The organism is Paenibacillus planticolens (genome assembly GCF_013141725.1).
In the GTDB taxonomy this organism is placed as follows: Bacteria; Bacillota; Bacilli; order Paenibacillales; family NBRC-103111; genus Paenibacillus_E; species Paenibacillus_E planticolens.
On sequence record NZ_WHNZ01000041.1, the window covers coordinates 63,134 to 88,065 of the forward strand.

General features: G+C 48.9%; 18 protein-coding genes. 4 read left to right on the plus strand and 14 right to left on the minus strand.

Annotation, left to right across the window (positions count from 1 at the left end):
• Positions 1–6: 6 nt before the first annotated feature.
• The 3 genes from GC097_RS18835 to GC097_RS18845 all read right to left on the minus strand — a co-directional run bounded on the left by GC097_RS18835 (position 7) and on the right by GC097_RS18845 (position 5,444).
• Complete coding sequence (locus tag GC097_RS18835; RefSeq protein ID WP_171684847.1) at positions 7–1,677, minus strand: pyridoxal phosphate-dependent decarboxylase family protein; 1,671 nt, start codon at positions 1,675–1,677, stop codon at positions 7–9.
• A 226-nt stretch (positions 1,678–1,903) separates the two neighbouring features.
• Positions 1,904–3,706 (minus strand): ABC transporter ATP-binding protein, encoded by a 1,803-nt coding sequence (locus GC097_RS18840; protein WP_171684848.1) that lies wholly within the window; start codon positions 3,704–3,706, stop codon positions 1,904–1,906.
• Positions 3,693–5,444, minus strand: coding sequence for an ABC transporter ATP-binding protein (locus tag GC097_RS18845; protein WP_171684924.1), 1,752 nt, complete (start codon positions 5,442–5,444; stop codon positions 3,693–3,695). Before GC097_RS18845 ends, GC097_RS18840 begins: the two co-directional genes overlap by 14 nt.
• Before the next feature lie 182 nt (positions 5,445–5,626).
• On the opposite strand from GC097_RS18845, the gene GC097_RS18850 reads away from it, so the two are divergent.
• Positions 5,627–5,830, plus strand: a complete 204-nt coding sequence (locus tag GC097_RS18850) for a YrzA family protein (protein WP_171684849.1) — start codon at positions 5,627–5,629, stop codon at positions 5,828–5,830.
• 59 nt (positions 5,831–5,889) lie between these two features.
• Here GC097_RS18850 and GC097_RS18855 read toward each other — a convergent pair whose 3' ends face one another.
• On the minus strand, positions 5,890–6,849 hold the full coding sequence (locus GC097_RS18855) for an acetylxylan esterase (RefSeq protein WP_171684850.1): 960 nt from the start codon (positions 6,847–6,849) through the stop codon (positions 5,890–5,892).
• Positions 6,850–6,868: 19 nt separating this feature from the next.
• Positions 6,869–8,530 carry a hypothetical protein gene (locus GC097_RS18860; RefSeq protein WP_171684851.1) on the minus strand — a complete coding sequence of 554 codons (1,662 nt, stop codon included), beginning with the start codon at positions 8,528–8,530 and terminating at the stop codon, positions 6,869–6,871.
• Between the two features lie 241 nt (positions 8,531–8,771).
• Here GC097_RS18860 and GC097_RS18865 point away from each other — a divergent pair, with 241 nt between their 5' ends.
• Genes GC097_RS18865 through GC097_RS18875 form a run of 3 tightly spaced genes read left to right on the plus strand, consistent with a single transcriptional unit; the run spans position 8,772 to position 11,348 of the window.
• Positions 8,772–9,800: a methionine ABC transporter ATP-binding protein gene (locus GC097_RS18865; RefSeq protein WP_171684925.1), complete on the plus strand. Its 1,029-nt coding sequence runs from the start codon at positions 8,772–8,774 to the stop codon at positions 9,798–9,800.
• Complete coding sequence (locus GC097_RS18870) at positions 9,797–10,459, plus strand: methionine ABC transporter permease (RefSeq protein WP_171684852.1); 663 nt, start codon at positions 9,797–9,799, stop codon at positions 10,457–10,459. The genes GC097_RS18865 and GC097_RS18870 overlap by 4 nt, the downstream gene beginning before the upstream one ends.
• Before the next feature lie 31 nt (positions 10,460–10,490).
• Entirely contained in the window at positions 10,491–11,348 is an 858-nt protein-coding gene (locus tag GC097_RS18875) for a MetQ/NlpA family ABC transporter substrate-binding protein (RefSeq protein ID WP_171684853.1), read from the plus strand.
• Positions 11,349–11,694: 346 nt separating this feature from the next.
• Here GC097_RS18875 and ald read toward each other — a convergent pair whose 3' ends face one another.
• The 9 genes from ald to GC097_RS18920 all read right to left on the minus strand — a co-directional run bounded on the left by ald (position 11,695) and on the right by GC097_RS18920 (position 24,888).
• The gene (ald, locus tag GC097_RS18880) at positions 11,695–12,810 is read right to left on the minus strand and encodes an alanine dehydrogenase (protein WP_171684854.1); all 1,116 of its coding nucleotides are present in this window, start codon (positions 12,808–12,810) and stop codon (positions 11,695–11,697) included.
• A 124-nt stretch (positions 12,811–12,934) separates the two neighbouring features.
• A complete protein-coding gene (locus GC097_RS18885) occupies positions 12,935–14,602 on the minus strand; it encodes a PucR family transcriptional regulator (RefSeq protein ID WP_312875699.1) in 1,668 nt (555 codons plus the stop codon).
• Positions 14,603–14,740: 138 nt separating this feature from the next.
• The gene (locus GC097_RS18890) at positions 14,741–15,892 is read right to left on the minus strand and encodes a DUF2264 domain-containing protein (protein ID WP_171684855.1); all 1,152 of its coding nucleotides are present in this window, start codon (positions 15,890–15,892) and stop codon (positions 14,741–14,743) included.
• Entirely contained in the window at positions 15,885–17,006 is a 1,122-nt protein-coding gene (locus tag GC097_RS18895; RefSeq protein WP_171684856.1) for a glycoside hydrolase family 88 protein, read from the minus strand. Before GC097_RS18895 ends, GC097_RS18890 begins: the two co-directional genes overlap by 8 nt.
• Before the next feature lie 7 nt (positions 17,007–17,013).
• On the minus strand, positions 17,014–18,042 hold the full coding sequence (locus GC097_RS18900) for a LacI family DNA-binding transcriptional regulator (RefSeq protein WP_171684857.1): 1,029 nt from the start codon (positions 18,040–18,042) through the stop codon (positions 17,014–17,016).
• Positions 18,043–18,175: 133 nt separating this feature from the next.
• Positions 18,176–19,522, minus strand: coding sequence for an ABC transporter substrate-binding protein (locus GC097_RS18905; protein WP_171684858.1), 1,347 nt, complete (start codon positions 19,520–19,522; stop codon positions 18,176–18,178).
• A 460-nt stretch (positions 19,523–19,982) separates the two neighbouring features.
• Entirely contained in the window at positions 19,983–22,037 is a 2,055-nt protein-coding gene (locus tag GC097_RS18910) for a pectate lyase family protein (protein ID WP_376768404.1), read from the minus strand.
• Positions 22,038–23,155: 1,118 nt separating this feature from the next.
• The gene (locus GC097_RS18915; protein ID WP_171684860.1) at positions 23,156–24,094 is read right to left on the minus strand and encodes an MsnO8 family LLM class oxidoreductase; all 939 of its coding nucleotides are present in this window, start codon (positions 24,092–24,094) and stop codon (positions 23,156–23,158) included.
• An 11-nt stretch (positions 24,095–24,105) separates the two neighbouring features.
• Positions 24,106–24,888 (minus strand): SDR family NAD(P)-dependent oxidoreductase, encoded by a 783-nt coding sequence (locus GC097_RS18920; protein WP_171684861.1) that lies wholly within the window; start codon positions 24,886–24,888, stop codon positions 24,106–24,108.
• Positions 24,889–24,932: the final 44 nt, after the last annotated feature.

Below are 24,932 nucleotides of genomic sequence, written 5' to 3' on the forward strand. Positions count from 1 at the left end.
TTGTTGTTACCTCCTGCTTATCGTAGATGCTTCAGCATAGTTCTCGTAAACATGGGTTACGATTTCTTTCAAATGCTGAATAATCTCAGGGACATGTTCAAACTCCGTATAAGGAGAAATGACAAAGATCTTACTCGCGTATAAAGCCATCAAGCTTTTATCCTGCGTTGGCACCATTAAGTGCTTTTTGGTATCGCCAAAAAAGATGCGATCACGCTGCTTCCCCAGCATCTCGAACAAGACTTCATTGAACTTGTTGTTCCGCTCAATCTCTTCCGATGTGCAGCCTCCCGAAATTTCTTCCTGGAAACGGTGCGTTCCCTCGGGATAAATCCGAAATAACGTAATAATGCCTGGATTGTCTTCATTAACGATCTCAGCCTGAGGAATTTCCTGACGCAGCCTCGCCCGAAATGCAAGGTTGACCTCAACGAATTGAGCCAGAAGCTGTTGGTATCCTTGGATGCCGAATGCAAGAAGCGCGCTATATATGCTAATGGAACTAGCCATGCGCGAGCATTCCAACGTATATCCGGTATGGTATTGTCCATAACCGCGATGTCCGACATACGGCGTTTCGTCCGGATGCAGGTCCATGAGCTTCAAATCTGCGGCTTCCTTGAGCAGGAATAGGCTTGTCAGATACGGCGTTTGCCCCAGTTTTTGAAAATCGAAGCACAGCGAGTCGGCCAAATGCAAATGTCTCATCCGGCTATGAATTGCCATTAAAGCCTCTGCGACCTCATCTTTGAATCCAAGTGGATTGCTGGTGAAATCATAATCGTGAAAGAAAGCAAAGAATCCGCCTAACGCCGAGTCAGCATGGATATGAGCTCTCCGCAGCTCAAACTGTGCGGCAACTTGGTTGGACACCGCATAAATCTGCTCCAAATCGTCGATCCCCATCGCATCTGTCGATCCTGTCGTTCCGACTATATAGATCGGAATTCCGCCTCGTGCGATAACCTCTTCCATCTTGTGCTTCAAATCGCAAGCATCCATGGAGCTGTCCGCCTTCGTACGAACACGGATTAAATTATCGCTGCCAATCCCCGTCGCTTCCATGGATTTGAACAAGCTGTAATGTGCGGAATGGGAACAAAACGCATACAAATTGTCGGGAATACCCTTTTGCAAAGCCTCCGGAAAAAATTTGGCAATCGCAATGCGCAGTCCTGAAAAGACAGCTCCCTGCCCGCCCCATGTCGTATATCCGCCGCTTGTCATCGCGTCATAACCGATTAATTTGGACATCATGCTGATGACTCTGACTTCCGCCTCTGCTCCCGCAGGACCGTAAACATCCCATAGATTGTTGCCGTTCACCATAAACGCCGCAATCATACCCAAGATGCCCGGGATGCTCGCCATCGGCAAAATATTGGTCAAGAAATATTTCGTATGGTACGGATGATCATGCAGCAGTTTCAACAACTCGGCATTGACTTCCTCTAGCGGGATACTGGCCGTTGGGATCTCACTACTTTGGATGAGGTTATGATAAAAATTGCCTGTCCGGTCTTTCTCACCCTTCAAATTGACGCCATCCGGATTTTTCAGCACATCGACACCTGTTAAGATTTGTTCGATGAATCGTAGCATCATCTGACGCGTTTGCTGGTTTCCATCTTCACTGGGAAATAATTTCTGTGGATTTGGCCGAATGCTTACTTTCATCATTTTCTCCTCTCGTCGACAGAAATCGACAAAAATATTACAATTTTATACATTAGTATAGTCTAGTAAAATAAAATAAACAACACAATTTACCAATACTTATCATTAAATAGTACTTTTGTTATATAGTTACTCAACTTCAAATTTACTGACCTTTGGTAGAATAATAGGATAAAAAAGCTTTGTCACTCTTTCTCGAAAGGAAGGCGACAAAGCTTTTTTAGGTTTAGGAGATCGGATGCGCTGCATCCATACTCCCTTGAGAGTGCAAATATAACTGCTCATAGTAACCGTGCAGCGCAAGCAATTCCGCATGGTTCCCTTCTTCGACGATTTGGCCTTGACTCATGACGATAATGCGATTGGCATGAATAATCGTCGAGATACGATGGGCAATGACAAGCGTTGTTCTCCCTTCGGCAACGACCTGCAGCGCCGTTTGAATCAACTGCTCCGTTTGGGAGTCCAAATTCGCCGTAGCCTCATCCAGAATCAATATTTTGGGCTGGAAAACGATGATCCTCGCAAAGGAAATCAGTTGTCTTTCGCCCGCCGATAAGCCGCTTCCTCTCTCCGAGATACGCGTCTCGTACCCATCCTTCAGCCTTGCAATCAGGCTGTCTGCGCCAACCAATTGACAGGCCTTGATGACATCCTCCGGCGCAATTGTCTCATCAAACATCCGTACGTTATCGAGAATGCTTCCCGCATATAGATAAGGTTCCTGCTGAACCAGTCCTACCATCCGATGCAGATTGGCCTGCGGAATATCTCGAATATCGGTGCCGTCAATCCGGATGCTCCCCTCCTGCACGTCATAGAAGCGGCAGAGCAACGAAATCAGCGAGCTTTTGCCCGCACCTGTCGTCCCTACAATCCCGATCATTTCACCAGGCTCTATGCGCAGCTCAAGGTCTTCAAGAACAGCTATATTTTTCAAATAACCGAACTTCACATGGTTAAAATGAATCTCGCCCTTAACCGCAGTGAGTGGGATATCTTTCACATGCTCTTTGTCTTTCACTTCCGGCTGCGTGGCGAAAATGTTCCAGATCCGGTTCATCGACACGGTCGTAGATTGAAGCGTATTCCACTGCTGAGTAATACTGTTAATCGGTTGAAAAAACTGCCGGATATACGTAATAAACGCATAAAGGACACCGAACTCGATCGTTTTATCGAATACGGCCATGCCGCCGATCCACGTAATGAAGGCAACGGATAAATTACCTAGAATATCAAAAGAGCGGTTAAATAAGACGTTCGTGCGGATTTCCCGCAAATTTGCGCGGAAATAACTTAAATTTCGATCCGTGAAACGTTTCATTTGTTCGTTTTCTTGGTGGAACGCTTGAATGAGATGCATGCCGGATAAATTTTCAGCCGCAAAAGCTACCATTTGGGACAGCTGCGTCCTTGAAAGCTGGTACGTTTTGCGCATATATCTGCGAAAGCTGATAGCAATGATAGCGATAATAGGGATTACAATCATACTGTACATCGTTAGCATCGGGTCCAGGTGATACATCAATACAATGATAAAAATTAATGTCATCCCGTCGCGCATGAGACTTAACAGCACTTGCGTGAAGAACTGATTCAGCGTCTCCGTATCGCTGGACACATGTGTGATCAGACTGCCGCTAGGCGTTTTGTCATAATAGGACATCGACTGTTTGAAAATGTGTTGAAACAAATCTTTACGAATTTTGGCCACGATGCTTTGGCCGGCAAACTGCAGCAAATTGTTCTGCAAATAGCTGAAAAACAAAGAGCTTACTGAAAGTCCTACATAGAACAAGCAGATGATGAGCAGCGCGTGATAATCATTTTTGCCTATCATCAAATTATCGTCAATTGCGATCTTCACGAGATAAGGCTGAAACAAATCTGCGGCAATCCCCAGCAATGCGCACAGCAATACGGCTGCAAATGTAAACCTGTGCGGTTTGGCATAGACGGATAAAGCCCTGAAGGACGTTTTGGTCGCTTGCTGATCCTTCTTGGTGCTCTCTTTACTCTGCGACATCGTGGCTGCCCCCTTCCTGAATCGCATGAAGCTCTGCATATAAGCCTTCCTGCGCAATAAGTTCTTCATGGGTGCCGCGCTGCACAATGCGCCCTTCGTGAAGCACAATGATTTCGTCCGTATGCTTTAATGCCGAAATGCGATGCGCGATCCAGATGGTCGTTTTGTTGGACCGCTCTTTACGGATCGTGTCGATGATATGCTTCTCCGTCACAGAATCTACGGCACTTACACTATCGTCAAGAATCATCAACGGCGAATCCTTAATCATGCCTCTGGCGAGACTCGTTCGTTGGCGCTGCCCGCCCGACAAGGTAACCCCGCGTTCCCCCAGCTTCGTCTCGAACTTCTCGGGAAAGGAGGTGATGCTGTTCAGAATCTGCGCATTTCGGGCAGCGCGCTCTACCTGCTCGAGCGGCAGCTCCCTTTTATAGAAAGCGATATTGTCTCGGATAGTTGTAGAAAACAGGAAGCCCTCTTGCGGCACGTAAGCGATTTGGTTGCGCAAGCTTTCCAGCGTCACATCCCGAATGTCCGTGTCCCCGATCCAAACGGTGCCCTCCGGAGGGTCATAAATCCTCAACATCAGCTTCACCAGCGTCGACTTTCCGCTTCCTGTTTTGCCGATAATGCCAATGGATTTCCCCGGCTCAATCGTCAGAGAAATATCATGGAGCACCTCATCCTCATCATCCGGGTAGGCGAAGGACAAGTGCTCAATCCGAATGCCCTCTTGATCGAGATGAGAAGGCTGCGCCAGCTCTTTTTGCACAATTTCAGATTTCAAATCGAGCAGTTCATTGATGCGCTCAAGCGACGCTTTAGACCTCTGCATCGCATTGATAACACGGCCGATCTGTTGAAGCGGGTTGACCATCATTCTTATGTACAGCGTTAATTCAACGAAGTTTCCAATCGTAATTCGCCCTTGAATCGTCAAATAGCCCCCAAATGCAATCGCGATAATCAGCGATATTGCCCCCAGAAACGGAATAAGTGCTTCAAATAGAGAAGAAAGGCGTACCAGCCTTAGCTGATTGTCACGAATCCGGTCCACCGTGGTGCTGAATCTGCTGATCATGATCGGTTCTACCGCGAACTTTTTCGCGACGCGGATGCCGCCGAATTGCTCCTCGGCTGACTCGGTCATTTTGCCTAATGCCTCTTGAACCTGCAAAGAACGATTTTTAATAATAGGTTGAAATTTCACGGTCAGTACGGGAATGAGCAATAAAGGCAAGATACAGACGAGAATTAAGTACAGCGGAATCGAACTGAAAAGCATGGTCACAATCACAGCGATTATTAATATCGCCGAGTTCACAATCTGGTTAATCCCCATCGAAATGGATTCCCGAATGACGGTCACATCGTTCATCACATAACTGAGCAGCTTGCCGACGCCATTCTTGGAGTAAAAGGTAGCCCCGAGCTTTGTAAAATGGTCAAACAACCGGTTTCTTGCGACGAACTCGAAGCGTCTGCCGCTCCGCATAATCAAATACTGGCCAATCGCCGTCAAAATACCGAAACAAACGCCAATGAACAAGAGCTTCCAGCTGTATCCAAAAATTAAATCTTTGCTTAAGCCCCCTTGCTGTAGGTGATCTGTGAATTCGCCAAGGAGCTTTGGGTAGTACGAATAAACGATGTTTCCCACCGAGATTGACAATGCGGCTGCAAGGTACAACGGCCATTTCTGCTTCAAGAAATCAATTAATAACCTTGTTGACTTCAAAACGACATCACTTCCTGCTACTTGTTGTCTGGAATAATTCGTATTCCGAAGGAACTTCTGGATCTTGCCGCGCATCCCCCTACAGTATACGCCTATTCAAAGCCACTTCCTATATCAGATATTGACGTTATAATAGAGAAGCCATCTAATTTTCACATATGTTGCCTGGGAGGATGAACCGCATGGATTTTATTTTGGACCGCATTGACAATAAAATTGAGTTTTTTCAAGCTTATGACTTGAAATCGCTGGAGAAGCAAATTAACGAACAGATTGATAACAATAAAGCGCTTATGCTAGGCGTGTTCGCCATTCAGCATCACACCGTGTTTGATCCAAACGCAGGCAAGATGCTTTACAGTGCAGTCGTACATTTTAAAGCATAATTGCCTTAAACAATAAAAAATGACCTCCCATCCCAACGATGAGAGAGTCATTTTTTGCATTATAAGCCTAGCATGAACTGCAGCGTTTTATCGTTGAAGCCTGGCAAGCCTTCGTGGCCGAAATCCGGATACAGCTCATAGCTTTTTGGCGATTTGATTTTGTTATAAGCGGCAAATTGCGTAGAAGGCGGACATACCGTGTCGGCTAAACCCACAGCCATCATAACTTCTCCTTGAATCCGCTCCGCCAGATATTGAATATCAATGTAGCCCAGCTTGGTGAAAATTTCCTCTTCGCGCTTATGCTGCGGATCATGACGGCGGAAAAAGTCCTTAAGCTCTTGATAGGCGTCCTTAGCCAAATCCATCTCCCATACGCGCTTATAATCGCTCAAAAAAGGATACACAGGCGCTAAACGCTTAATGCGCGGCTCCAGTGCAGCACAAGCGATCGTCAAAGCGCCGCCTTGCGAGCCTCCCATTGCTCCTACGCGCGCTGGATCTACCTCCGGCATGCTCATAGCAATGCCCGCGAGTTGGGCAGTATCCAGGAAAATATCCCGGAACAGCAATTGATCCGGATGATCGTCGAGTCCGCGGACGATATGACCTCTGAGCGTAGTCCCTTTCATGCCCCCTACATCTTCGGATAAGCCGCCTTGACCGCGGCAATCCATCGAGAAGAACGAGAAACCTAAGGCCGCATATTGCACTTTATCCGACCAGTCGCCGGAATTACCGGAATAACCATGGAATTGAACAATGGCCGGATGAGGTTCGGATGAGTGCTTAGGACGAATATATTTGGCATAGATTCGGGCGCCATTAACGCCTGTAAAATAAAGATCGAAGCACTCCGCAAAAGGAACTTGAAACTCGCTTGGACGCAGTTCAATTTGCGGGTCAACAGCTTTCATTTCTGCAATGGCCCGCTCCCAGTACGCATTGAAATCCTCCGGGCGGGGGTTGCGTCCCTCATACGCAAGCAGCTTGTCTAACGGCATATCCACTAATGGCATGATTCTATCCTCTTTTCTTTTATTTTAAAAGGGCCTTGTAATCAGTGAAATCCGCAGCATGACCATTTACAAATCTGCTGGTTTCGGAGTTAGGGCCGCTTTTGAAAACAAGCAAATCATCATTCAGCGTTGTGTAATGAACAGCGAATTCGTCTTCCGCTGCCCCGGAGTATGCCGGTTGTTTAGTTTTCATGACGTTCGCAAATTGCCGGAGATCAGCGACACCCATTGCCGCGGCGCCCTTGCGGTCCACACATTCAAAAACGACGGCATTCTTATTTCCGCTGCTCGTGATCACGGAACGGTCGGCAAGTACTTGCCTTTGATAAGGCTGCTGCACATAGACGGCCATGTACACATCTCCGCATAAGCCGAATAAAGCGTTCTCCTCTTCCAACCAATCTCCCGCCGGCAAGCAGCCGATAATTTGATTGGGCATATTTTCAGGAATTTGATAATCGGCTATGACCGTACCGCGGTGAAAAAACACTTCTGAATATTCGCTTTGATGGCGCAAATCTCCTTCTCCGTTTCCAGGAGCTGGATGGAAAAAATATGCATGATTGACTCCTTGCGCACGATCAAGCGGCAGCGCTACATCCCAGCGATGCTGTTCATTGTCAAACTCAAGCACGCGTTCGTAAATACCGCCCACGGCAAAGTTTTCTGTGATATATACATAGCTGTGAAGTACATCCTCTTCATTTACAGCTGTGCCTGCTTGTTTGGGGATGCGAGACTTCACCTCAAGAGGAACTTGGCGGTGCAAAGCAAGATGAATGGCATCGGCCGGAGCGTCGTACGCAAGAAAACCTGCATACTCTGTCCGGGGCATTTCCTCAGGCAGCGTAAAATCGCCATACTGCACATAATCATGCAGCACATTCGTATCCTTCGGCATATCGTGCGGCCAAATTCGGGAATGCGGCCCCACCCATGCGCCTCCTAAATAAAAGGTCGAGCGAACGCGCCATAAATAATCCAACATTCGGGCGAGATCCGCTTTAATCTCTTGATCTTTCATCAACTGCCAAGCGCACGTAAACGCCTGCACCCAATGCCAGAACCACGGCAGCCCGCCGTATTCGGACATTCCGAGCGTTGTCACTCGATCCAACGTGCGGCGCAAGCTCACAATGCCGTCTTCCAGCAAGCTTTTATCCTCATAGCGCTGACCGAAAATAAGCTTGGCTGCCGTATATTTCGCTTCGTGATGATGATAGTGTTCGATCTCTTTGCGATAGAAGCCGCTTTGATAAATATGGAAAAGCGCCACCTCGAAGGAGCTGCGCAGCGACTCGCTGAGAACATCCGCGTACCGCTCATAAAAATAAACCATCAAGCTCCCCATTAATTCCACCGGGAGTGTATTCTTCGCAGCTTCATGCGTGGTTGGGCTTAACCTTAGCGGCCAATGTCCGTAAGTTGGGCTCTCCGCATTCTGATCCTGCAGCTCGAGTAAAAGCTGGAGAATGCTTTCCGCTTTCGCTTTCGCGGATTGGCGGTCTCCATCAAACGCGATGTCCCCCTCTTGGGAAGCTGCAAATAGATAAGAAGCGTAGTAGAAATTATCCCGGACATCATGGTGAAACAAGAAACCGCTGCTGAGTAATGGCCGTTGATAGGCCTCTGCGGCAACTTTGGCCGTAATTTCATTTTGTCTTTGTTGCAAATTCGTCAAATTTATCATCCCCTCGGAAAAATCGTAAAAGAGCGTTTTCTATGTAAGATAAAGCGCTGTTTTCACTTATTGAAACGTTTAACCTCAGTTTATATGCAAATAAATGCAGCGTCAATGCATCCTGAAAGTTTCATTTTTCATATTTTGGCTGTTGCTTACTCTTGCAATTTCTTATAAAATAATCTACCGTTGGCCAAAATATACGATCACCAACATTTGCATGGAATAGGAGGTATTCATCCTGATTCATATCGATAATTTACAAAAAGTGTACGAGGATATACCGGGACGTGTACCGGCTATCCAGCAGATCCGTTTACATATCGATCGCGGAGAAATATTCGGCATCATCGGGCACTCCGGCGCAGGAAAGAGCACCTTGCTGCGATGTGTAAATTTACTTGAGCGTCCGTCCTCAGGAAGCATTATGATCGATGGCGAAGACATGACAAGTTTAAACGCCAAACAACTGCAGGTCAAACGCCGCAAGATCGGCATGATTTTTCAGCATTTTAATCTGCTTTCTTCATCTACCGTTGCTGAAAACATTGCCTTTCCGTTGAAATTGGCCGGAACGAGTCAAGCTGAGATCAGTGCGAGGATTAAGGAGCTGCTTGAACTGGTCGGACTGCAGGAGCATGCGGACAAATATCCAAGCCAGCTGTCAGGCGGACAAAAGCAGCGTGTCGGCATCGCCAGAGCGCTTGCCAATCACCCGGATATTCTGCTCTGCGATGAAGCCACTTCTGCGCTTGATCCGCAGACGACGAATGCGATTCTCGCCCTTCTGCTAGATATTAATCGGAAGCTAGGCATTACGATCCTGCTGATTACGCATGAAATGCAGGTCATTCGTGCGATCTGTGACCGCGTAGCCGTCATGGAGAAAGGTTTGATCGTGGAAACCGGGAAAGTGCTGGATGTGTTCCTTCAGCCGCAGCACCCGGTAACAAAGGAGTTTGTCGGACAAGTTTCTGATTTTGCGGCAAGCAGCACAGCAATCGATTCGAATACTAAACAGGGAATAATGGCAGGAACGGTCATCCGGATTACGTATATCGGAGCGAAAACGTATGAACCGATTTTGTTCGAGACGGTCAAGTCGACGAATGTGACCTTTGCCATTTTGCAGGGTACGATCTCTTCCATGAAAGGTGTGCCTTATGGTCAGTTGGTCGTCCAATTATCCGGCGCTCAGCATGAGGAAATCGCTGCGGTTATCGCGAAGCTGAAGCAGGAAGGAATGGATGTGGAGGTGATGGCCCCATGAATATGACCTGGGAAATCAACTGGGCTGAAATAGCAAAAGCAACGGGAGATACGCTTGTGATGCTGGGGTGGTCGCTCCTATTCACCGTCATCATCGGCTTAGCGTTAGGCATTATATTATTCTTGACCTCCAAAGGACAGTTGCTGCAAAATACGCCGCTGTACGGAGTTCTCTCGTTGATTGTGAACATCCTGCGCTCCGTGCCCTTCGTCATTCTCATGATCTCCGTGTTCCCGATCACGAAAGCGCTCGTGCACACCACCATTGGCGTGAAAGGCGCGATCCCACCTCTCGTGATCGCCGCCGCGCCATTTCTTGCGCGGCTGGTCGAATCCGCGCTGCGCGAGATCGAGAACGGCGTCATTGAAGCCGCTCAGTCGATGGGCGCTACGCCATGGCAAATCGTATGGCGCGTTCTGCTGCCGGAAGCGCGCTCGGGCTTGATCTCAGCCGTGACCGTTACGGCTGTGGCTCTGCTCTCCTACTCCGCCATGTCAGGCGTCGTAGGCGGCGGCGGGCTTGGCGATCTTTCGCTCCGCTACGGCTATATGCGGTTCCGTACGGACATTATGATCGTCACCGTCGTCATACTTGTTATCTTTGTTCAGCTTTTACAAATGCTCGGCGATCGTATGGTCGCCAAATACAACCGCAAATAAGACATCATTGATTATTGGAGGTCATTTTACAATGAAAAAACTTACTGTATCGCTCGTTTCCCTGTTCTTCGTGCTGGCACTTGCCGCTTGCGGACAAAAACCGGCTGAGAATCAAGCCAGCTCGGCGCCTGCCGCATCGGCTTCACCTGCTGCTACGACACCTGCCAAAGAAGTAACATTGAAAGTCGGCGCGTCTTCCGTTCCTCATGCTGAAATTTTGAACAACTTGAAAGCAAAAATGAAAACACAAGGCGTTAACTTGGAAGTAATAGAGTTTAACGACTATGTGCAGCCGAACGTGCAAGTGTTTGAAAAGCAATTGGACGCTAACTTTTTCCAACACCAGCCTTACCTGGACCAATTCAATGCCGATAAAAAGCAAAACCTTGTCAAAGTCGTTGGCGTGCACATTGAGCCATTCGGCGCTTACTCTCAAAAAGTGAAGTCCGCAGCCGAGCTGAAAGAAGGCGCGACCGTAGCCATTCCAAATGATCCTTCCAATGCCGGCCGTGCGCTTGCGCTGATGGAGAAAAACGGTCTGATCAAGTTGAAAGACGGCATCGGAATTAAAGCTACAGTGAAAGACATCGTAGAAAACAGCAAAAAGCTTCAAATTAAAGAGCTTGACCCTGCTATGCTGCCTCGTACAATCGGCGAGTTCGATCTTGCTTTGATCAACACGAACTATGCGCTGCAAGCGAACTTAATGCCGACGAAAGACGCTCTGTTCATCGAGGACAAAAACTCCCCTTACGTGAACATTCTCGTATCCCGTCCAGACAATAAGGATTCTGAAGCTATGCAGAAGCTGGCGAAAGAATTGAACTCCGCTGACACGAAGAAATTCATTGAAGACAAATACAAAGGCGCTATCGTTCCAGCGTTCTAATATCACAAAAAGCTGCTCTCCCAGGTTTGACCTGGAGGGGCAGCTTTTTTATGAGATGAAGCTTATCGCCAATGTGAAGGGAACTACAGGGCGCTATTTTAGCCAAGTGGACTGTTTTTCAACTCCTGGTGGAACTACAGAGTCTTATTCGCCATCGGATGCCCGCTTAGTGACCGAAATCGGCAAAATAGCGGATCATAGTTCCCACAAATTTGCCAATTGGCTTCTTCTAGGGCAAATAGAGGATCATAGTTCCCACTAACCAACACCATCAAAACAATTGTTGGCCGTGAGTTAACCTGCACTGGCTAAAATAAAAAGCCGCACATCGCTGTGCGGCCCATTTCTATTGTAAAAGCGAGTACACATCCGTGTATTCATACCCGTGCGCTTCGGCAACTGCCTTGTAAGTGACATGCCCGGCAACCACATTAATGCCTTTGGCGATGGCTTTGTTGTCCAATGCAGCACGTACATAGCCTTTGCCGGCAATTTGCAGACCGTATGGCGTCGTTACATTCGTCAGCGCCAAAGTTGACGTACGCGCTACGGCACCCGGCATGTTCGCCACGGCATAATGAATGACTCCGTGCTTCTCATAGGTCGGTTGATCATGCGTCGTGATGCGGTCAATCGTCTCAATGGAGCCGCCTTGATCAATCGCAACGTCAACGATCACACTGCCCGGGCTCATCGTTTTGACCATCTCTTCGGTCACCAGACGCGGTGCGCGAGCTCCCGGAATCAATACGGCGCCTACGACCAAATCAGCGTGCCGCACAACTTCCGCGATGTTATAAGGGCTGGACATGATCGTTTTCACGCGTCCTTGGAAGAGATCATCCAATTGGCGCAAACGATCCGGATTCAAGTCAACGATCGTTACATCGGCGCCTAATCCGATTGCCATTTTCGCCGCATTCGCGCCTACGATGCCTCCGCCGATGACGGCAACTCGCCCAGGCTCAACGCCCGGTACGCCGCCAAGCAAAATCCCTTTGCCGCCATGCGCCTTCTCCAGGAAATGCGCTCCGATCTGGACGGACATGCGGCCAGCTACTTCACTCATCGGCGTCAGCAGCGGAAGGCTGCCATTGTCGAGTTGAATAGTCTCATAAGCGATCGCAGTTACTTTATTGCGAGCCAGCGCATGCGTCAGTTCAGCCTCCGGTGCAAGGTGAAGATACGTGTATAGAATCAAACCTTCATGGAAGTAGCCATACTCCTCCGGAAGCGGTTCTTTAACTTTCACAACCATATCGGCTTTCCATACTTCCGCTGCCGATGCTGCAATCGTTGCTCCTGCTTGCACGTAATCTTCATCCTTAAACCCGATGCTCAGACCTGCTGAGGTCTCAACTCTAACCTCATGCCCCGCTTTTGTGTATGAAAGCACGGAACTTGGCGTCATGCCAACGCGAAACTCATTATTTTTAATTTCCTTCGGAACCCCAATTATCATTCTGCATCTGCCTCTCTGTGGGATCCATCAAAAATGGATCCGTCTCTACTTGATGATTCCAAGTATAAAAGGGATCCGCCTGCGTGCCATTAGACAAATTGTAAAGAAACTGTCCGTTTTTTTTTCACAATTTTATTTCCGGATGTAACAGTTGAAAGGCACGGATGCCCACTTGCAGCGCTAACCGCTTTTCCGGCAGCATGTAGTTTGCGCCAAGCAGCTCCTCTATTTTCTCCAGACGGTAGTAGAGCGATTGCCTGACGATAAAAAGCTGTTGTGCCGCGATTTGCTTGGAGCCGTCACTGTCCAAATATACTTTAAGCGTGCGGAGCAGCTCGCTGCCCTTCATATGATCATAGTCGATGATCGGTCCCAAATACGTGCGCACAAAAGACTGCAGCATTTGCTTATCGCCAATATGAAGCAGCAGTTGAAAGACACCAAGCTCATCATAAAACAGTACTTTGCTTTGCAGTGTCGCACAAAGCGATATCGCTTGCAGCGCCTCTTGATAGCTTTGGTGCGCCTGCATAAAGCTTCGGTTGCTTTGTCCGACCCCAATCGTCAGCTCCATCTCTTCCTCCGCTTTCAACAGCTGAAGGGATTGAAATACGTGCTGCAGCCGCTCTTTGGCAGGACGTTTGGGTGTTTTGTCAAAAGCTACGACAACAAGCCGGTTATTTTTTAAGGTTAAAAGGGGATGAAACGTATGCTGCTCAAAAATAGAGCGGGCGGCAAGCGATAGATGAATGCCCGCAGATTCAATCCCTTCGCCATCACCTAGAGCAGGGTAATCCTCTGTTTGTTTGTGCGCAAATTCGATTAAAATGACATGATAAGGCAGTTCATTAAGCTGTCTAAAGGTATGGCCGATCAGCATTTTGATCTGCTCTTCGTCACGAATGCGGAGGTGCAGCAGATCATCCATCCATAAGGTTTGCGAATATAATTTACGTTCTTCCATATAGCGCTTGCGCAGTAAATCCTGCGCGATCGATAAAGAAGCAGAGTCTAGAATCAAGTATTCATACTCCTGCGGCTTGCGGCTCAGCACGAGGATGATATGGGCCCAGGTTTTGCCCATGGCGCCAACAGGCTGCACGATAACCGTCTGGCCCTCGACTTCGAAGACAGCGGGCGAGCCCGCATGCCTGGCGTTCAGGTCCGAGGCAAGTCGGCCCTCCAGCAATTCCAGCCACTGGCTGGACTCGCGGCTCCCCAGCTGAGGGATGAACTTGGGCTGCCCATCCTGCGGCACATAGATCACCTGGGCTTTCGTACTGCTTTGCAGAAGTCCCAGCACGTGGGACACGCCTTGCGAGGACAGCGTCATGCGGTGGAATTCACGCGATATTTTCTCCAGATCCTGGAGCGCTTTATGGTGTTGGTTGATGATATGCGCATGAATATCCTGCGTAATATCGATGAACCGCACGGCTTGCGGGAAAATGATGAGCGGCAGCCGGCAGGCTTCCGCCGCATCGATCCAGGCCTGCGGAACGGAACTCAAATAATGGCCCATCTCAATACACAGGCAGGACACGTTATTGTTCATGAGCTGCTCCAGATAAGTCATAAACAGTCTCGTATCGCTTTTGAAAGCGGCTCCTGTGGTCAGAATCATCTCTCCGCCTTGAAGCAGCTCTTCAAACTGGATCACTTCAATGATGTGCACCCAGCGGACGAGACGCTGCAAGCCGTCTTGACCCGCAGCGATATAGGCTTGCTGAAAGAACGGTCTTCTCAGCACTTCTTGTACCGTTAACTGATAATTTTCATTCAAAAGCGTCACGCTTCTTTCTTCTAGCTCACCGAAGTTATCCACAGCTGCCGTTTCAGGCTATTTGGGGATAACGGAATTAACGAATTTAGTATACATGAAAAAAGCGCCTGTTTCACTAGGAAACAGAACGCTTTTGGAGATTCCATCTTATATCGCTTTGTCAATGGCAACGGTTTGTCCTGACCAAACCTTCTGCGAGGTCCAAGGCGCATCCGCTCCTTGCCAGAACTCATCATCCGCCGGCAAGCCAAGCGGCAGAAATACGGCGGAGCATAAGTACAGGCTGCCCGTGGAAATGTACGGCTCGCCAAGCTCCGGCTGGTGGCCGCACAGGCCGATCTGCAGCCAGCCCGCTTCATCGAACGTGGCGGGCGCTTCGATCAGGCGCTTGATGACCGCGGTCATCGCGCATCTGACTTGAGCCGGCGCTACGCCGGTCGGCAGCTCGCGGCGCAGCGCCGTCTGGGCCAGCGACTGAAAGGCGCCGAACCGGTAAGCCAGTGACCGGCCAATGACAGGGAACGTTCCCTCCGGCGAGATCGAACGCTCCTGTACCGCAGCAAAGCGCTGAGCGCGAATCAAAATATTCTCGCGCATGGCGTCCCAGTCCGGATATTCCCCACGGACCTGCTCGATAATATCAACCAGCATCGGCTGAATGACGAAGCTGTTGTAATAGTCAGCGTGATAGTCGGGCCCGTCGCCGTACATGCCGTCGCCGAGGTACCACTGCTCATGCTGCTTCAGAGCAAAGTCCACGCGCATCCGGTCCCAATCTGCGCCCATGTAACGAAGCGCCGTCTCCGTCATGGCTGCAAACAACAACCAATTGCTGAAGAACGGCTTGCGCGTTCTCGACGACTGCAAAGCTTTCACCACATTAGCCTGTACGCGGCTGTCTAATCCATGCCATAGCGCGTTCGGAGCTCTCAGAATCGCGTGAGCCAGAAAGGCGGTGTCAACGACAGGCTGAAATCCTTGACTAAAGTTCAAGAAATCAGGCGACTCAGGATCCGTCGCGGCATCGAGACCTGCGCGCACAAGCTCGGAGTAGCGCGTCCGAAGCTTTTCTTCCTCCGCATCCAGCGCAGGGCTTTCCAGCCATGGCGCCATGCCGACGAGCGTGCGGGCAAAAGCTTCCAAATGAGAAAACTGGCGCTGCTCTTCGTTTTTATTTTCAACAGGCATGGTCGCTCGCAATTTTCGTTCTGCTAATGCTTCCAATACAGGATTAGCGATGCGAAGCATCGTTTGCAGCCAGTAAGAACGGGTATTGCTGACTGTTGATTGATTATTCATACCAGTATCCTTTGATTCCTTTTTCCAGACGAACCAGTGCTTCCAGGTAGTAGTAATCGCCCCAAATCATGAAATCGTCAGGCGCGTTTCCGCCGCGAACACTGTAAGAACCGCGTTCGATGAAGCCCTGTGCATCCGGCTTGCCGATCGTAGCATAAGATTTCACCAAACCGGTCATGGAGCGCTGAATCGCATTCTCTAAATAAGCGCGATCTGCATCATCTTCAGCCAAGTGTTCCAACAATTCAAGAGCACCAGCTGAAGCGATCGCGGAAGCTGAGCTGTCGCGTTTCGTTTCTTCGTTCACAGGCGCATTGAAATCCCAGTAAACGACATCGTCCTGCGGCAAGCGGTCAAAGAAGTAACGAGCCAGACGCTTGGATGTTTCTAAGTACAGCGGATTTTTTGTATAGCGGTACGAAAGCGCGAACCCATAAATTCCCCAAGCTTGACCGCGGGTCCATGTAGAACCGTCGCTATAGCCTTGCGCTGTTCCACCGTGCAGAGGTTCGCCGTTCTCTTGATCGAAATAAAACGTGTGGAACGAAGAGTCATCGCCGCGCACCAAATAACGGCGGCTCAAGTCGGCGTGAATGACCGCAACTTCTTTGTATTTTGCGTCGCCAGTTTGTTCGTAAGCCCAGTACAAGAGCGGCAGGTTCATCATGCAATCAATGATAATGCGTCCCCCGTTGATCTCATCGCCTTCAGGACCCCATGCCTGAATATATTGACCTTTTGGTCTCCAACGTTTCATCAACACATCGGCTGCCTGCAGCGTAAGCTGTCTCGCATTTTCATCTTTTTCAATGATCCACTGTGCTTTCGAAGAAAGCGAATATAAAAATCCGATGTCATGGTGATCAAGCTCTACAAGGTTTTCCAACCTTTGTTTGAAACTTGCGACAGTTTTCTGAGCAGCCTCTTGGAATGCTTTGTCTCCGCTGTATTGATAGCCCAGCCAGAGAATACCGGACCAAAAACCGTCCGTCCAATCCGTATTCGGATTCAGATGATACACATCATTTTCACTCACATGCGGAAAAAGATCCCCAAAACGTTCAATGTTCGCTTTCGTTTTCTGTAATGCATCTTCAATGGCTTGTTTCCACATGAATGATTCACTCCGATTCGTATGATTTGGTTGTTTCTCGTTCGATAAAAGTAAGGGGAACCTCGATTTCACGTTCTTCACCTGACTCCGCTTGATGGCCAAGCTTGTGCAATAACTTTGCTACAGCCATTTGCGATTGATCGTTATAAGGAATGTCCCAGCTTGAAATGCCCGGATAGCTTTCCTTTGCCATATATTCGTTATTAATCCCAATAAGTTTTAATCGATTCGGCATATCGATGTGCAGCTTATTAGCGGCCGATAAAATTCTCAAAGCCACATAATCATCAAAGGCAACAATGCCAACCGGCCTATCATGACGCTGCACGAGATCCTTCAGATACGCCTCGGCATCCAAGCCTATCGCATCCACGATTTCATGTTTGAGACCGCTTCCGTATTGCGCAATCCCAGCATGGAAACCGAGTAGACGCTGTTCATCTATCACCTTCGACCGTTTGCTTCCTATGTAGCAAATTGCTCCGCAGCCGCGTTCAGCAAGCAACTTGACGGATTCCCGGCAAGCGCCGGCAAACCCCAGATTGACCGCTCCTGTCGCGATGTCCTCCGGCCAATTCCAGCCATTAATCAGCACTAACGGCGTCCCGCTATTCACAATCGAACGCGTGGTTTCGAACCCCATGGCTAATCCATGGCAAATCAACCCGTCCACTCTGCGCTGCAGCAAGACTTCCAAGTGCCTCCGCTCAATATCCGGATCGAATCCCCCGGAAGAAAAAACGGATAAGTGGTATCCCGCATTGTGCGCTTCAATTTGCAAATGTTCGGCAAGCTGTCCATAATAGCTGGTCAACGCCGGTATGATGAGACCGATTTCATAGGTTTTGCTGCGGCTTAAACCCGCAGCCATCGTGTTGCGTCGATATCCCAGTTGTTCAGCAGCCAATTCGACCTTGCGAATCGTCTCTTTCGACGAACGAATACCACCTCGATTCAACACATTGGAGACGGTGGCAATCGACACACCTGCTGCTTCGGCCACTTCTACAATGGTGACTTGTTTGGGCTTGGTCATCCCTGATTCAACTCCGTTTTGTTAAACGTTTAACATACACTAATAGCTTAATTTGAAACGTTTAACCTGTCAAGCGAAAAAAAGACCGGTTCTCCTGGTTCAAGGAGGTCCGGTCTTTCTCTTTGGCTATGATTTACTTCGCTTTATTTTTTTCTAAAATGGCGTTAGCGTCCTTACGGAATTTCGCAGCGGCCTCTTCGACACTCGTTTTCTTATACAAAATTTGCTCGCTCGCCGCTTTTAGCAATTTCTCGACTTCGATTGACCCTACTGGGTTCGGAGGATCCATTTGAGAGCTGTTTTGTTCTGCCCATGCTACATAATCAAAGATTTTCACTTCGTTCGGTGAGAGCAGCGGTTTCAGGGCATCTTTCACTTTGGAGGAAACAGGCACGCCGCGATCGCCTTTAATCAATTTGTTCGCTTCAATATCGTTGACGAAGAAGGAAATGAATTTTGCCGCTTCTTCTTTTTGCTTGGAGCTGTTTGCAATGGAGAAGTACATACTAGGCTTCATGAATAGACCTTTATTGCCGTTGCGACCAGGCAACGGGAACAATTCAAGCGGGCGGTCTTTGACCAAGTTGGCTACAGCCAAGAATTGGTTAGACCATCCATTGCCTGTCACCGCATTGTTCAACAGAATTTCATCTTCCTCGGCTACCCCTTTCTTCTGTGACTCTTTGTCAAGAGAAAGGATATTTCCGGCATCGTACCATTTCTGATATCGCTTGAAGTACTCAATGAACGGCTTATCATCGTTATAGCCTAGAGCAGTTCCGTCTGCATTATACATTTTTTGATCGACGGAACGAAGATAATACGGAAAGAAGACTTCATGGTGAAGCGCAAAACCGCCGATTTGCTTGCCGCCGGCTTTCGCTTTGGCCGCAACCGCATCATAATCATCCCAAGTCCAATCTTTGGTAGGCATATTGATGCCCAAGCTTTTGAACGTATTCACATCAACTGTAGTAGCTAGCGCATTCACACCTAAGTTCATCGCGACTAGCTTACCGCCCACTTCACCGCCGGAAATGGCATTCGGGGAGATGGAGGAAACATCGATAAGCCCGTTTTTGGTGTAAGGCGTCAAATCAGCCAGCTGATTTTTCCCGCCGTATTGCGTCAAGTAAGAGATATCCATTTGAATAATATCCGGCAGCTGATTCGCTGAGGCTTGCGGAGCAAGCTTTTTCCAATAGTCATCAAATGGCGCGTATTCCGCTTCAATCTTAACGTTCGGATTCTGTTTCTCGTACATCTCGATGACTTTAAGCGTGTAATCATGACGCGCTTGTCCACCCCACCATGCGATGCGAAGCTTGACTGGATCTTTGCTTGGCGCTGTTGTCGCCACCGCCGCTTTGGTCGGTTCGCTGGTAGGCGCAGGCGTGGCCGTATTGGTCGTACTGGATGAGCAAGCCACCGCCGTAAACATCATAGATAGCGACAGAGCTAAAGTGAATATTTTTTTCATCTCTATTCCTCCCCTAAGTGCCGTTCAAATTTGGATAACGCTTACATGTTTATTATCCAACTTTATGGCGTAAAAATTAATCCAGAAAGTAGAGGTATTTGTTTAAAAAACAGTGTTAAAAGATTATTAAAAAAAATAAAACCATCTAAACACTTTTTACGTAGTACTGTTTATGCATGACATACTTTCAGGGTTAGGGAGGTTTCTTGCTTATGACAATGACACTCAGGTATTACCAAACCGCTTCCATTCGTGACGCCATTTCCATGTTAGTCTGGTATTTACGTAAAAAACGTCGCGGATAACATGACTTATATGTATGTGAACCAAGGATAGACGACCAAGGTAAACGCGATGCAAAAGTATAAACCTTATACTTTCTTATCAATTCACAAAGGCTGCTCCCTAGTAGAATTCTTACTAAGGAAGCAGCCTTTGAGCTAGTCTATTGCAAAATCAATCAATAACTGGTGATCAACCAGTTGACTTTAGCCCATTTTAACTTCGCAGCTCCTGAGCCGTCTGCTGCTGTAAGCCTTGTTTTTAAAGTTGCAACCGGATCAAGACTGTAGCTGTATGGAAGAGAGGAAAACCCGTTCCAGGAAAATGCTTTTACCGGTGCAGGTACGGGCGCGAGCGGGCTGCCCGCTGTATCGCTGCTGCCTGTAAATACGGAACCGTTAAGTGAATACTGCGTATTTACCGCGCGAATTTTGCCTGTGTAGGAGGCATCCGCAGGATCCGCTTGGTTGTTGCGAATTGGCGAGGCAATGTCGATAATTTGCGAATTTTCAACCAGCACGGCTCCGTTCTCGGTGGAAATCGCTCCATTGCTCGTTACACCGAAATGATAGCCTTTCCCTGATAGGGCGCTTTCCATCGCCGACGTTATTTTTTTCTTGGCTGACCAGGCGTCCTTGTTGTCCATCACGATGTTATAAACGTGAGCATTGCCGGCACGCAAACGGGGCATACGGTCTTGCATATCCTTGTAGTAGTTATGATGAAGGGTAACCTGCAGGTCGGCATTGTCGGATGCAAATTCTGTCGCGCCTACCAGATGCCCCTTTTTCTGTCCTGCAGCAACTGCAATAATATCCGCCTTGCTTAGACCGATAGCACTGCTTCGCAAATAAGCATACATCGGGTAAGCCGACATATTAGCTTCCAAAGCGTTGATTTGCTGCGTAACCCAGCTGTTAGAGCTTTGATCGTCAGGAACGAACGATGACCATGAAACCGTGACTCCGTTGCTGCCTTTTTTCACGTCGAGCACACCGTCGTAGGCTTTGTGGAACGTACAGTGATCCACCCAAACTTTGGAAGTGGCACCTTCAATGGTGACATAATCCCAGTCATTTTTGTCATAATTGCCTTTGGAAGCTTCATCCCATTCCCATAACTCATCGAATTCCAGATTGCGAATAATGATATTCGAACTGTATTTGATCGTAAAGGCCGCATGTTTGATTTTTGACCCGTTCGCTGAGAAGATCGTTAGACCGTTAAAGCTATCGATGTAAATTTTGCTTACTCCGGTTGTTTTCAGCACAGGATGCGTCTGAGCAGGGTTGTTCGCGCTGAAAGGCATAACTTGTGCAGCAGCCGGAAGCTCGTTCCAACCCAAATTCAAATCATTCATAATCTCGACGACTTTGATGCCGGAATTCTTCTTCAAAGCGACAGCTAAATCAGTCGCGTTGTACACTTTCTTGTACCGGGCATCTGTTTCCGGGATATTCCCCCCGCCTGTATTGCCGGCAGCAAAGCCAGTCAGATTGTACGCGCTCAAGGAGCCCGCCGGCGGTGTCGGGGTTGCTGTCGGCGTCGGACTTGGCGTTGTCGTTGGCGTTGCTGTCGGGGTTGGCGTTGGCGACGATGTTCCGCCTGTGTCTGTGACCACGACATCATCGAACTTGGAAACGGTTTTGTAAGCGACAAGTCCAACCGCACCGGATGTTAAGCTTGTGTCTACAGTGGAAAGCTGCAGTACCCCATTTACATACATTTTAATGGATGAGCCGACCATCTCTAATTTGACCGTATACCATGTGCCTGCGGCCAGCGGATAGTTCGTTTTGCTTGCCAACGTTGTTGTGGAACCGCTTACTTTTTTGCGGATTTCAAGCGTTCCCCCACTGCTATTATAGAGGGAAGCTGCATAAAAGTTATTGCCGTCTTTGTACCTTCCGGCGACATAGGCTCTATTTGAACCATTGAAGTCCTCCACTTTTACCTTGGCTTCTACGCTATAGTCCGTCCATGACTGACTTCCCGCAGAAGTTCTCCCCTCACTAGTGCTCGATTGGCTGTAAACATAGTTTCCCGCATCCTGTACAACTGACCATGTGCCGCTAGTCGGAGTCCACCCTGCCGCCGTACCGTCATTAAAATTACTGCTGAGTAAAGAGGCCGCATTTGCCGGAAAAGCCATGACGAATGATAGGACCAGTGCAAGGCATAGCATTAATGCAATTGATTTTTCGAATCTTTTCCCTTTAAATATGTTATTCATATTAAAATCGTCAGCTCCCTTACATTTTTATGGTTCATTACTTGGAACCGCTTACTTTTTTGCGGATATCAAATGAGTCTTATTAATTACTTTCCTCCTTCCATTATGGCAATTTATATCCGTGTGCATGTTCAAAGATGATCATCCCAAATCTTACACCTATAAAGTGTCGTGTCGTTTCTAATTCGCCATCTATCCCCCCTCCCGCACCTCGACTATATCCAGAGATTACCAAGTGCGGCAATAATCATTTTTACATAAATTAACTTTTCCCTATAAAATCTGACTTCTCAGCGTTCAATAATCACTAGCTCAGATGATAATCTCTACGTTAGTTTATGTGAGATAGAGCTGCGGCGGCGGGGATTGGAGCACTGTGGGCGCGCGTGAGGGTAGGTGTACGGTGATCGGACTGGTGAGTAGACATTGGATACTTGTTGGTGGGGATCGAACTGGTGAGTGGGCGTTGAATACTTGTTGGCGGGGATCGGACTGGTGAGTGGGCATTGAATACGTGTTGACGGAGATAGGACTGGTGGGTGGGCATTGATTACTTGTTGGCGAGGATCGAACTGGTGAGTGGGCACTGTATATGCGTTGGCAGGTAGCGGACTGGTGAGTGGGCATTGAATACTTGTTGGCGGGGATCGGACTGGTGAGTGGGCATTGAATACTTGTTGATGGGAATCGGACTGGTGAGTAGACATTGAATATGTGTTGTGTGGGGATCGGACTGGTGAGTAGACGCTGAATACTTGTTGATGGGTAGCGGACGGGTAGGTGTGCAGTGGTGCGTCAATGTAAGGTGCTATAGGCAGTCGATGAAAGTTTTAGAGTCTCAGATTAGTGGATATGAGCAGTGATTGTGCGTTCGAGTGAGGCAAAGGGAACTACAGGGCGTTATTTTGCCCAAAGCTGCTTTTTGGCAAACGAGCGGGAACTATGGTCCGCTATTTTACTATTTTAGGCTAAAAACGGGGGAAATGGGGCAAATAAGGCCCTGTAGTTCCCCCTAGTAAGCCGAATCGGCTGATTTCTCCAAAATAGCGGACTGCAGTTCCCTTTCGGGCGGAGCAATGCGCCGAGTAGGAATGGTATCGAGCAGTTCCGCTGCAAGATCAACAAATAATCGAGCTCAGCAATTCATATGAGCGTAGTCTCTTATCGTAATCAGCAATCGGTGTCACGACGAGGTATTCGTCGATGCCGCAGCGCTGCGCCTCCCGTTCCAATTGCTCCCGCACGCTGGCCGCAGTGCCCAGATACATCCTGCGCTGGGCTAGAGGCTGGTTCTCTGCGCCTGCTCCAGCGCCTCCCTCATCTGCCTCCTGCAGCCAAGGCAGTGCGGCTGCTAAAGCCCGTGCCTCCTCCTCCGAATCGGCGCAAACTACGCCGGCCGCTACGATAACTCGAGGGCGTTCGCCTTGAGTGGACGGTGCGAATTTCTCCCGATATCCGCCCACAACTTCCACAACATCGCTATCGCTCATGAACTGCCCAAACACATAACCGGTTCCAAGTTCTGCTGCGAATGCAGCGCTTTTGCTGTTCGTGCCAAGCATCCACACGTCTGGCGGAGTCGCTGGCACCGGTCTTGCAGTTACCGGCTGCCCCTCACACTCAAAACGTCCTTCCAGCAAGGCCATTAACGACTTCAACGAGTCCGGCAGCTGCCGAACGTTTTCCAGGAAATTCCCGCTGAGCGCAATTGTCGCATGCGCCGAACCGCCTGGCGCCCGCCCGATGCCTAGATCGATCCTGCCGGGATACAAGGCAGCCAGCATATGAAAGTTTTCAGCTACCTTCATTGGTTTGTAATGCGGAAGCAGAAGCGCCCCCGAGCCAAGCCGGATTCGCTCGGTTCGCGCGCCGATATGAGCAAGCAGCACTTCTGGCGACGGACAAGCCAGCGCGGGCATATCGTGGTGCTCGGCGACCCAATAGCGTGAATAGCCCCATTGTTCAGCATGCCGAGCCAGCTTAACGGCTTGCTCATAAGCAGCGCCGGCATCTGCCGGGGAAATGACTGGCACAAGATCCAATACACTAAGTTTCATTCGAATGTTCCTTATAGCGCTGCGCCTTTGCCGCCATCCACGTTGACGGAAGTTCCCGTCACATAGGAAGCCGCTTTAGAAGACAGAAACGCGATAACGTTCGCCGCTTCTTCGGCATCGCCAATCCGGCCAAGCGGAATGTCGTGCCTTGCATCTCGGGCATACTCGTCCCAAGTCAGCTCAGACGCCTCCCGCTTCCAGCCCTTTTCCAGCTGATCGCTGCGAATCTTCCCGATACACACCGTGTTGACGCGAATGCCATCCCCGGCAAGATCCTTGCTCATCGCATTGGTTAAGGCGAGTCCAGCTGCACGGCTGACGCTTGTGGGCAAGGAAGATGCCGGCGGCGTTTTGGCAGCGGACGTAGTAATATTCACAATCGAGCCGCCTCCGGCTTGACGCATATACGGAATGGCAAACCGGGAGCAATGAATGGCCCCAAACAGTTTCAGCTCAAGATCGTGCCGCCATACCTCCGTACCTACCTGTTCAAAAGGCTTGGCCGCAGAAGTTCCAGCATTGTTCACCAATATATCGATACCTCCGAACGCTTCGACCGTTTGCTCAACGGCGCGTTTGCAGTCCTCCTCCGAAGTGACATCCGCTTGGATCGTCAGCACCCGGCTCCCGGTTAAACTCGCAATATGTTTGGCAGCTTCCTGAAGCTGCTCCTCATTCCGTGCACAAATGGCAACCTTCGCTCCCTCGCGGGATAGCGTTATGGCTGTCGCTAAACCAATCCCTTTGCTACCGCCTGTAATTAAGGCGACTTGACCATTCAAGCCTAAATCCATTGCTTCATCCATCCTTTCATTGACACCACCAAAGTAATTCAAGC

What these genes read in the sequence shown, in the direction of transcription:
- GC097_RS18835 (WP_171684847.1), bottom strand. Translation starts at nt 1,677, where the DNA reads ATGAAAGTAAGCATTCGGCCAAATCCACAGAAATTATTTCCCAGTGAA.
- GC097_RS18840 (WP_171684848.1), bottom strand. Translation starts at nt 3,706, where the DNA reads ATGTCGCAGAGTAAAGAGAGCACCAAGAAGGATCAGCAAGCGACCAAA.
- GC097_RS18850 (WP_171684849.1), top strand. Translation starts at nt 5,627, where the DNA reads ATGGATTTTATTTTGGACCGCATTGACAATAAAATTGAGTTTTTTCAA.
- GC097_RS18855 (WP_171684850.1), bottom strand. Translation starts at nt 6,849, where the DNA reads ATGCCATTAGTGGATATGCCGTTAGACAAGCTGCTTGCGTATGAGGGA.
- GC097_RS18870 (WP_171684852.1), top strand. Translation starts at nt 9,797, where the DNA reads ATGAATATGACCTGGGAAATCAACTGGGCTGAAATAGCAAAAGCAACG.
- GC097_RS18875 (WP_171684853.1), top strand. Translation starts at nt 10,491, where the DNA reads ATGAAAAAACTTACTGTATCGCTCGTTTCCCTGTTCTTCGTGCTGGCA.
- ald (WP_171684854.1), bottom strand. Translation starts at nt 12,810, where the DNA reads ATGATAATTGGGGTTCCGAAGGAAATTAAAAATAATGAGTTTCGCGTT.
- GC097_RS18890 (WP_171684855.1), bottom strand. Translation starts at nt 15,892, where the DNA reads ATGAATAATCAATCAACAGTCAGCAATACCCGTTCTTACTGGCTGCAA.
- GC097_RS18895 (WP_171684856.1), bottom strand. Translation starts at nt 17,006, where the DNA reads ATGTGGAAACAAGCCATTGAAGATGCATTACAGAAAACGAAAGCGAAC.
- GC097_RS18900 (WP_171684857.1), bottom strand. Translation starts at nt 18,042, where the DNA reads ATGACCAAGCCCAAACAAGTCACCATTGTAGAAGTGGCCGAAGCAGCA.
- GC097_RS18905 (WP_171684858.1), bottom strand. Translation starts at nt 19,522, where the DNA reads ATGAAAAAAATATTCACTTTAGCTCTGTCGCTATCTATGATGTTTACG.
- GC097_RS18910 (WP_376768404.1), bottom strand. Translation starts at nt 22,037, where the DNA reads ATGAATAACATATTTAAAGGGAAAAGATTCGAAAAATCAATTGCATTA.
- GC097_RS18915 (WP_171684860.1), bottom strand. Translation starts at nt 24,094, where the DNA reads ATGAAACTTAGTGTATTGGATCTTGTGCCAGTCATTTCCCCGGCAGAT.
- GC097_RS18920 (WP_171684861.1), bottom strand. Translation starts at nt 24,888, where the DNA reads ATGGATTTAGGCTTGAATGGTCAAGTCGCCTTAATTACAGGCGGTAGC.